Below are 8,745 nucleotides of genomic sequence, written 5' to 3'. Positions count from 1 at the left end.
CGGGGCGGGTATGGCCTTTCGCTCGTCGGGGCTGCACGGGCCGGGAAGTTGGGGGCCTTCCCGGTGGCCGTCGGCCTGGACAACGCAAGACCATACCAGACCTGCCAGAACAGCGGGCCGTTCTGGCAGGAATCAGGGGGCGTTGCGGCGTCTGGCCCGTACCCAGCCGAGCACCGTCGGGGTCAGCAGGGCCCCGACCCCGACGACCGTGAGGGCCTTGCCGGCCAGGTCGACGGGGGTGTCGCGGTAGCTCAGGCGGACCTCTGGCTGGGTGGGGACGACCACCATCAGCGCCGGGGACAGCAGCCACGGCCCCTCCGCCCCCTCGACCTTCCAGTTGGGGAACCAGGAGACCTTGACGATGTGGGGCTCGCCGACGCGGTCGGTCCGGAAGCTGATGACGTCGCCGGACTCGCTGGTCGTGGCGGCCAGCTCGCCCGGCCGCGCCAGCTCCTCGCGGGGCAGGTTGGTGAGGGGCAGCCGCCCCGCCTCGGCGAAGGCGGCCCTGGCCGCCTGGTCGTCGGAGGAGGCGAACACCAGCGGCGTCTGCATCCAGTCGGGGTTGGCGTACCAGGTGAGCCCGGTACCCCGCCAGTCGGGGTGGTCGACCAGCACCGGCTTGTACCGGGGGACCTCGACCAGGTTGCCGCTGCCGACCTCGTAGATGGTGAAGCGGCCGCTGCGCTGCACCACCGGCAGCCCGGCCGCGGCCGCCGCCTGCGTCTCCTCGTCCTGGAGGCCGAGGTCGCCGCAGGGCACCCACTGCTCCTGGTCGTTCTGGCAGGCGTCGTAGGCGACGTAGTAGCGGACGCCGTACAGCCGCAGATGGGCCAGGCCGGTCGGGAAGTCGAAGTCGAACCGGTCGTAGGGGACGCCAGGCACCGCCTCGGTGGCGGTCTTGGAGGTCTCCTTCTGGTTGATGAAGTGGAACGGGGCGTTCATCGACGACTCGATCAGCAGCCCCTCCATGGTCGGCTGGCCGCCGAACACGGGGATGTTCTCCAGCGTCCTGGTCGTGCCGAGGCGCTCGTAGTCACGGTTGAACTCCCACATGACCCGGCCGGGCGGCAGCGCGGCCAGGGTGTTGAAGAGGGCTCGGGCCTCCGGCCAGCCGTCCTTCGCCTCGAACCCGGTGTAGTTGTACTTGGCCCAGTCGTCCACGAACCCGCGGTGGCGCCAGGCCCCGACCACCGGCGCCACCACCATGACCGCCACCACCGCCAGCCAGGCGTAGCGCAGCGCCACCCCGGTCCGCCGCTGCAGCAGCTCGGCCAGCCAGACGGCCACCACCGAGGCGCCGTAGGCGGCCACCAGCAGCGAGAACAGGTAGAGGAAGGGCAGCATGCGGGCGTTCCAGAGGGCCGCCTCGGGCGCGACCCGGACCAGGACGACGAACACGAACGCGGCCGCGGCGGCCGGCCAGGCGTACAGCAGCACCCGCCGCTCCCCCCTGGCCACGGCCACCACCAGCCCGACCAGGGCCAGGAGCAGGTAGGGCCGGATCTCGTTGGGGAACAGCAGGCTGTACTCCGGCTTCTGGGTCCAGCGGAAGTGGGCCGTGTACTGCACCCGCAGCAGGAACGGCAGCCCCCAGAAGGCGGTCAGGCAGAAGGCGACCCCCATGACCAGGGCGAGGCGCCGGAACGAGGTCAGGGCCACGGCCAGGGGCCGCCGCAGCACCAGCACGACCACGCCGAGGACGAGCACGATCGTGGTCAGGATGTGGCAGAGGACCACCGCCGAGACCAGCAGCGCGGCCGCCCGCCAGCCCTTGCCGTCCTCACAGACCCGCCAGAGCACGGCCAGGGCCAGCGGCAGCAGGGCGAACGAGATCGAGAAGGGGAACTCCCCGGCCATCGTGCTGGCGATGTTCCCGCCCCAGATGGTGAACTGCTCGGTCGGGGTGGCCTGGGACATGAACAGGAACACGCACGCCCCGCAGGCGGCCAGCAGCGGCGCCGGCTCGCGCAGGCGCAGCACCCGGAACGCCGCCCAGCAGGTCACCGGGAGCAGGAGGATCCCCAGCACGGTCACCAGCTTGAACGCCAGCTGGTCGCCGAGGGGCAGGGTGAGCAGGGCGATGAGCACGTAGGGGATCGGGAAGTAGAAGGTCAACATGGGGATCCCGGCGAACCAGCCGGGCGCCCAGCCGGTCACCCGCCCCCGCGGCAGCAGCTCCTCGCGCAGGAACTCGGCCACGTAGTGGTGCGACCCCATGTCGCCGCCCGCCGCCGTCGTCCGCGTCAGGATAAGGTTCCAGTGCAGGGTCTTGAGAAGGACGAGGTAGATGGCACCGAAGGTCAGCACGGTGAGGACGCGCTGCACCCACACGGTTCGGGTGCGGGCCGCGGTCAGCCCCTCGCGGGCGAAGACGGCGATCGTCGCCAGCACTGCCTCCTCGGGTCGTGGTCGCCAGGTAACGAGGTTTGCGCGATACCGAAACGACCGCTCTGAACGCCTACCGCAAGCCGTCGGTGGTGGTATCGCACAAACCTCGTTAGCCATGAAACCAGGATCCGCATGGTAATGCCCCCTCCGGTCCGCCCCACCCGGCCGGTGCCGCGGTGGCACGGCGATTGGCTGCCCGCGGCCGACCTGTCGCTGGACGAGGAGCGGGCGGCGACCGTCTCCTTTGACCGGCGGGGCCGCTGCCGCCTGACCCTGGCCCTGGACCGGCCCGCGACCGACGCCGACCTGGCCGCCCTCGAGGACGCGGCCGACGTCCTGCCCAACCTGCACCTGTACGACCTCGACGACACGGCCGACTACCCCGAGCGCCACGCCGAGGCGTTCGGGCTCGCCGAGCCGCTGATCCCCGACGCCTTCAACCACGCCGCCGAGGTCGAGCTGCTGGCCCCGCCGGGCGGCCGCCCGCCGCCCCGGCGCCTGGGCCGGTTCGGGCTGCCCGCCGTGACCGCCGGGTCCGGCGTGGCCGCCGGGTCCGGGCTGACCGCCGGGTCCGGGGTTGTGGACAGCGCCAGGCTCTCCACCTCGCCGTCGGCTACCCTCCCGGATCGGGGGCCCGGAACGGCGGGTGGGCCGCGGGTCGAGCGTGCCCTGCTCGACGCCGGGCGCCGGCTGGTCGCCGCCACCCGGATCTCGGCGTCGACCCTGTGCGGGCTCGCCCTCGGCCTGGCCGTGACCGTCTTCGTCGTCGCCTTCGTCGGCGCCACCTGGACGGCCCATGCCCGCTTCGGGACCTACGGCTTCGACGTGGGCATCTACGACCAGGCGACCTGGCTGCTGTCGCAGGGGCGGGCGCCGTTCGTGACCGTCCGCGGCCTCGACCTGTTCGGCCAGCAGGCCGCCTACATCATGGTCCTGGTCGCGCCCCTGTACCGGCTGTGGGCCGACCCGCGCCTGCTGCTGCTCCTCCAGGTCCTGTTCCTGGCCCTGCCGGCGCCGATCCTGTACCGGCTCGGGACGCGCCGGCTCGGCCACCCGGCGGCCGGCCTGGCCGTGGCCGTGGCCTACCTGGCCTATCCGGGGGTCCAGTGGGCGATCAGCTGGCAGTTCCATCCCGAGGCCATCGCCGCTGGCCTGCTCGCCCTGGCCGTGGCGGCCGCCGACGGCCGCCGGCACCGGGCCATGGCGCTGTGGCTGGCCCTGGCCGCGCTCTGCGGCGAGGAGCTTGGGCTGGTCGTGGCCGGGTTCGGGCTGCTGCTGGCCGTCGGCGGCCGGCGGGCGGTCGGCTGGCGCACGGCCGGGGCCGGGCTGGCCTGGTTCCTGGTCGCCACCTACGTGCTGGTGCCGCTGCACGCCGGCCGGGCGACGCGGCTGTTCGAGACCGACTACGGCATCGCCGGGAGCGGCCCCCGGGCGCTGCTGGCGGCCCTGCCCACCATGGCCGGGCACGCCCTCCAGACCGGCCTGGCCAACGACGGCCTGTTCTACCTGCTGCTGGTGTTCCTCCCGCTGCTCGGGCTGCCCCTGCTGGCCCCGAGGTGGCTGCTCCCGGTGGCCCCGCCGCTGCTGCTCAACCTGGCCGCGGTCCAGCCCGAGCACCACCAGCTCCGCTTCCACTACCTGGCCACGGCCGCGCCCCTGCTGGCCGCCGGGGCGGTGGCCGGGCTGGCCTGGGTCCGCTCGGCCCGCCGGCCCCTGCTCGCGCCCGCGCTGGTCCTGCTGGTGCTGGTGGCCGGCTTCACCAGCTGGCGCTACGGGCCGGCGCCGTGGGCCCGCGACCCGGTGGCCATCCCGGCCGGGCCGACCGACCAGGCCCGACGGGCGGCGCTGGCCCTGGTCGACGAGGGGGCGCCGGTCAGCGCCCAGTTCAACCTGGTCCCCCACCTGGGCCACCGGGTGGAGGTGTACGAGTGGCCCAACCCGTTCCGGGCGGTCAACTGGGGCGTGGCCGGCGACGAGCACTCCGGGGCGACGCTGGAGCGGCTCCGGTTCGTGGTCGTCCAGCGCGACCTGCTGGGCGAGCAGGACCAGGAGCTGCTCGGCGAGCTGCAGGGCGACCCGGCCTGGCGGACGGCCATGGACCGCGACGGCGTGGTCGTGCTGGAACGCCAGGAGGCCGTGCCGTGACCGGCGGGCCGGCCGGCGCCGGCGACCCGGCGGCCGGGTCGACCCTCTCGATCGTGCTCCCCTGCCTGGACGAGGCCGGGCGGCTCCCGGGCACGCTGGCCGCCTACCAGGCCCACTTCCCGCCCAGCCGGGCCGAGGTCGAGCTGCTGGTGGTCGACGACGGCTCTACCGACGGGACCACGGTGATCGCCGACCAGGTCGCGGCCACCGACCCGCGGGTCCGGGTGATCCGCACCACCCACAACCACGGCAAGGGCTACGCGGTCCGGACCGGCATCCAGGCCGCCCAGGGCGAGCTGGTGGTGTTCACCGACGCCGACGGCTCCTACGGGCCCGAGCAGCTGGAACGGGTGGTGGCCGCCCTGGAGCGGGCCCCGGTGGCCATCGGCGCCCGCCTGGGCAGCCAGGCCGGCGCCGGGCCGCCAGTGCGCCGGCTGGCCAGCCGGGTCTTCAACCGGGTGATGCGGCTGCTGCTGGGGCTGCCCTTCCACGACACCCAGTGCGGGCTCAAGGGCTTCCGCCGCGACGCCGCCGAGGCGCTGTTCGCCCGGGCCCGTGTCGACGGGTTCGCCTTCGACGCCGAGGCCCTGCTGGTGGCCCGGCGCCTGGGCATCGAGGTGGTCGAGGTGCCGGTGGTGGCCGAGGAGCGCCAGGGCAGCAAGGTCCGCCTGAGCGGGGACGCGCTGCAGATGCTGGCCGACGTGTGGAAGGTCCGCCGGGCGGCGGCCCGGGGCGTCTACGACGAGACGCGGGTGCGCGGCGTGGCCGGCTGAGCGTCGTCGCGGTCGTCGTCGTCGATCTCGGCCACCGACCCCTCGGCCAGCGAGCGGGCGGCGGCCCGCTCCGGGGACAGGAACACGAACCGCTTGTAGGTCGTGAACCGGAAGACCATGCCCAGGACCAGCCCGGCCACCTTGGCGATGTTGAGCCACAGCGGCCCGGTCTGGCCCAGGCCCTTCTCCACCACCAGGATGCAGGCGGTGGCGATCAGCAGCCCGACCCCGTTCAGGAGGAAGAACAGGCTGTACTCGCGGCGCAGGTCGGTCCGGGCCCGGTGCCGGAAGGTCCAGTGCCGGTTCATGAAGAACGAGGAGGTGGCGGCGACCGCGACCGAGGCCGAGTTGGCGCCGAGGGCGGGCCAGCCCAGGCCAACATAGAGCAGGTTGAAGAGCCCGAAGTCGAGGGCGGTGTTGAAGGCGCCGACGATGCCGAACTTGGCCATCTCATGGACCAGGTGTCGCCAGCGCTGGTAGAGGCCTGCGATGACGTTCAGGGACGCGCTCCCAGTTCTCGATGCGGGCACGGGCCGTCAAGCCTAGCGCATTCCCGACGGTCGGGCCCGGCGGCCATGTCACGAATCGGCCTCGGGTCGCTCACCATCCTGCTGTCGTTTGGCGACCACGATGCCGTCGGACGCGAACACCCTCGTGTACCCCCCTTGCCGGCTCATCAAGCGTTCGTACAGCGGCCGCTGGTCGCCGAGCAGCCGCTCGTCGACCACCAGGTACTGGACGGTATCCGGATCGGGCGGGTTCTCGCCGTGGGCGCCCCAGTTGGCCACCCGCCAGGGGTTGGGGAACTCGTATGCGTAGGTGCGGTGGGTCAGGTGCGGGATCAGGTTGTAGGAGGCCGACACCCCGGCCTCGGCCGGGACCCGGGCCAGGGCGGCCCGGACGACGGCGTGGCGGGGCTCGGCCCTGGTCCAGATGCCGTCGTCGTACTGGCGGCCCAGGGGCGACGGCGACCAGGCGACGTTGGCCACCACCGAGGTCACCAGCAGGATGGCCACCAGCACCCGGCGGGCCGTGCGGCCGCGGCCGGCCCAGGCCATCCCCTCCACCGTGGCCAGGAACACCCCGGCCAGGACGATGGCGGTGTAGTGGAAGCGGAAGTCGTGGGTCAGGGCGTGGCCCGAGGTCACGTTGATCACCGTCTGGGGCACCGAGATGAGCAGGACCAGCGGGGCGGCCAGGGGGAAGCAGGCCACCGGGGCCAGGACCTGCCAGTAGTAGGTGAGGCGGTCGGGCAGGGTGGCCGCCTCCAGCAGCCGGCTCGGGTGGACGACCATGTTCCAGACGATCTCGCCCAGGGAGTCGCCGAAGCCGGGGAACAGCTCCTGGTAGAAGGGCCCGTCGCCGCCGCCGGCGGCCGGGATCACCACCCGGGTGGCGAGCAGGAACCAGCCGGCCGCGGCGGCGGCGGTGAGCAGCCCGGCCCGCCGCTCGCCGAGGACGGCCAGGACCAGGCCGAGCATGAGGACGGCCAGGGCGGCGTCCTCCTTGCAGGCCAGCGCGACCGCCACCGCGACCGCGAACCAGCCCCAGCGGCGGCGGGTGGCCAGCCACCAGGCGAACAGCAGCGGGGTGATCACCAGCGCGTCCGGGTGGAAGTGCCACCAGTTGATCCACTCCAGCGACGGATACAGCAGGAAGCAGCCGGCCACGGCCACGGCCAGCCAGCCGCTGCGCAGCCGGTCGCGGGCCAGCAGGAACAGCGGCACCGCCCCCAGCGCCATCCAGACCGTCTCGACCAGGTAGAGGAACTGGGGACCGGCCCCGAGCCAGTAGGCGGGCACGAACAGGACCGTGATCAGGTTCACGTGGTGCTCGAAGTAGTTCAGCCCCCGGATGGTCACGAACGGGTCCTGGAACCGCGACAGCAGCCAGATCCCCTGGTCGTACAGGCCCATGTCGTAGCCGAAGGTCCCGAAGTTCTCGTGCTGGGCCCAGGTCAGCCAGCCGAAGATGGCCACATAGGCGGCGACCAGCAGCCCGACGGCCACCGCCGGGGCGCCCGGCAGCGCGAGCAGCGTTGAGGCGCGCAGGCCAGGCCGAGGTCGCACGGCCGTAGTCTACGAGGGCGGCGCCTGCCGGGGCGTCCCGGCCGCGCCGGCTGACCGGCGCTACCCGCGGTCGGTGGCGCGGCGGCGGAGCTCGGCGGCGACGAACTGGTCGAGGTCGCCGTCCAGGACCGCCTGGACGTTGCCGGTCTCCACGTTCGTCCGGTGGTCCTTCACCATCTGGTAGGGGTGGAGGACATAGGAGCGGATCTGGCTGCCGAAGGCGATGTCGCCCCGGTCGCCGCGCAGCGCGGCCAGCTGGGCCTCCCGCTCCTTGCGGGCCCGCTCGGCCAGCCGGGCGGCCAGGATCTTGAGGGCGATCGTCTTGTTGGCCAGCTGGGACCGCTCGTTCTGGACCGCGACCACGATCCCGGTCGGGAGGTGGGTGATGCGCACCGCCGAGTCGGTGGTGTTGACCCCCTGCCCGCCCGGCCCCGACGAGCGGTAGATGTCGATCCGCAGGTCGGCGTCGTCGATCTCGGGCGTGTCCTCGTCCTCCAGCACCGGGATGGCGTCGACGGCCGCGAACGAGGTGTGGCGCCGCTTGGCCTGGTCGTAGGGCGACATGCGGACCAGCCGGTGGGTGCCGGACTCGGCCGACACCAGCCCGTAGGCCCGCGGCCCCTCCAGGGTCAGGGTGACCGACTTGATGCCGGCCTCGTCGCCCTCCTGGTAGTCGTTGACCGTCACCTTGAACCCGCGCCGCTCGGCCCACCGGACCAGCATCCGCCAGAGCATCTCGGCCCAGTCCTGCGACTCGGTCCCCCCGGCCCCCGGGTGGATGGTGACGATCGCGTCCCGGTCGTCGAACTCCCCGCCCAGCAGGGCCAGCACCTCGAGGTCCTCGACCGCCTTGCCGAGGCTGGCCAGCCCCTGGGTGAGCTCGCCGCCCACCGAGTCGTCGTCCTCCTCGAGGGCGAGCTGGTTCAGCGTCTCGAGGTCGTCGAGCTGGCCCTGGAGCCGGGCCACCGTCTCGAGGTCGCCCTCGACGGCGGCCAGCCGGCTCATCACCCGCCGGGCCCGCTCCGGGTCGTCCCACAGGTTGGGCGCGGCCGCCTGCTCCCGCAGCCCGGCCAGCTCCCGTTCCTTGCCCGCCAGGTCAAAGAAACTCCTTTGCGTCGCCGAGCCGCTTGCGCAGCGCCTCCAGCTCCGGTCCGTGATCGGTGGGCATGGGTGTCGGGTCTCCTCAAGGCTCGGCGGCGCCCGGCAATGGTACCGACCCGGGACGGGCGGCGGCGTCCATCGGGCCGCTGCCCGCCGGCCTCGGCTCCGCGCACGGCCCGGGAAGTCGTGGGAATCCGGCGCGACCCAGGGGAGTTCCCCATCAGATCCGCTCGCGCCCCCCAGCGAGGTTCCATGTCCAAGCAGCGTCT

General features: G+C 73.2%; 6 protein-coding genes. 2 read left to right on the top strand and 4 right to left on the bottom strand.

The window, feature by feature from the left end:
* Positions 1-132: 132 nt before the first annotated feature.
* Complete coding sequence (locus VF468_03370) at positions 133-2,391, bottom strand: 6-pyruvoyl-tetrahydropterin synthase-related protein (GenBank protein HEX5877352.1); 2,259 nt, start codon at positions 2,389-2,391, stop codon at positions 133-135.
* A 135-nt stretch (positions 2,392-2,526) separates the two neighbouring features.
* Here VF468_03370 and VF468_03365 point away from each other — a divergent pair, with 135 nt between their 5' ends.
* Both VF468_03365 and VF468_03360 read left to right on the top strand, forming a co-directional pair.
* On the top strand, positions 2,527-4,533 hold the full coding sequence (locus VF468_03365; GenBank protein ID HEX5877351.1) for a DUF2079 domain-containing protein: 2,007 nt from the start codon (positions 2,527-2,529) through the stop codon (positions 4,531-4,533).
* Entirely contained in the window at positions 4,530-5,306 is a 777-nt protein-coding gene (locus tag VF468_03360) for a glycosyltransferase (protein ID HEX5877350.1), read from the top strand. The genes VF468_03365 and VF468_03360 overlap by 4 nt, the downstream gene beginning before the upstream one ends.
* Here the strand turns inward: VF468_03360 and VF468_03355 are convergent.
* The 3 genes from VF468_03355 to prfB form a co-directional block, all read right to left on the bottom strand.
* Positions 5,270-5,755 (bottom strand): GtrA family protein, encoded by a 486-nt coding sequence (locus VF468_03355; GenBank protein HEX5877349.1) that lies wholly within the window; start codon positions 5,753-5,755, stop codon positions 5,270-5,272. The genes VF468_03360 and VF468_03355 overlap by 37 nt on opposite strands.
* 129 nt (positions 5,756-5,884) lie before the next feature.
* Positions 5,885-7,375: a DUF2079 domain-containing protein gene (locus tag VF468_03350; GenBank protein HEX5877348.1), complete on the bottom strand. Its 1,491-nt coding sequence runs from the start codon at positions 7,373-7,375 to the stop codon at positions 5,885-5,887.
* 60 nt (positions 7,376-7,435) lie between these two features.
* Positions 7,436-8,543 (bottom strand): peptide chain release factor 2 gene (gene prfB / locus VF468_03345; GenBank protein HEX5877347.1). Its coding sequence is split into 2 segments (ribosomal slippage): positions 7,436-8,473 and positions 8,475-8,543, totalling 1,107 coding nucleotides; the frame shifts between segments, so codons are not numbered across the junction.
* Between the last annotated feature and the right edge of the window lie 202 nt (positions 8,544-8,745).

It is taken from the genome of Actinomycetota bacterium, from assembly GCA_036280995.1.
Classification (GTDB): domain Bacteria; phylum Actinomycetota; class CALGFH01; order CALGFH01; family CALGFH01; genus CALGFH01.
The sequence above is the reverse complement of the archived record's forward strand: the minus strand, read 5'-3'. Positions and strand labels throughout refer to the sequence as shown.

What these genes read in the sequence shown, in the direction of transcription:
- VF468_03355 (HEX5877349.1), bottom strand. Translation starts at nt 5,755, where the DNA reads ATGGCCAAGTTCGGCATCGTCGGCGCCTTCAACACCGCCCTCGACTTC.
- VF468_03365 (HEX5877351.1), top strand. Translation starts at nt 2,527, where the DNA reads ATGCCCCCTCCGGTCCGCCCCACCCGGCCGGTGCCGCGGTGGCACGGC.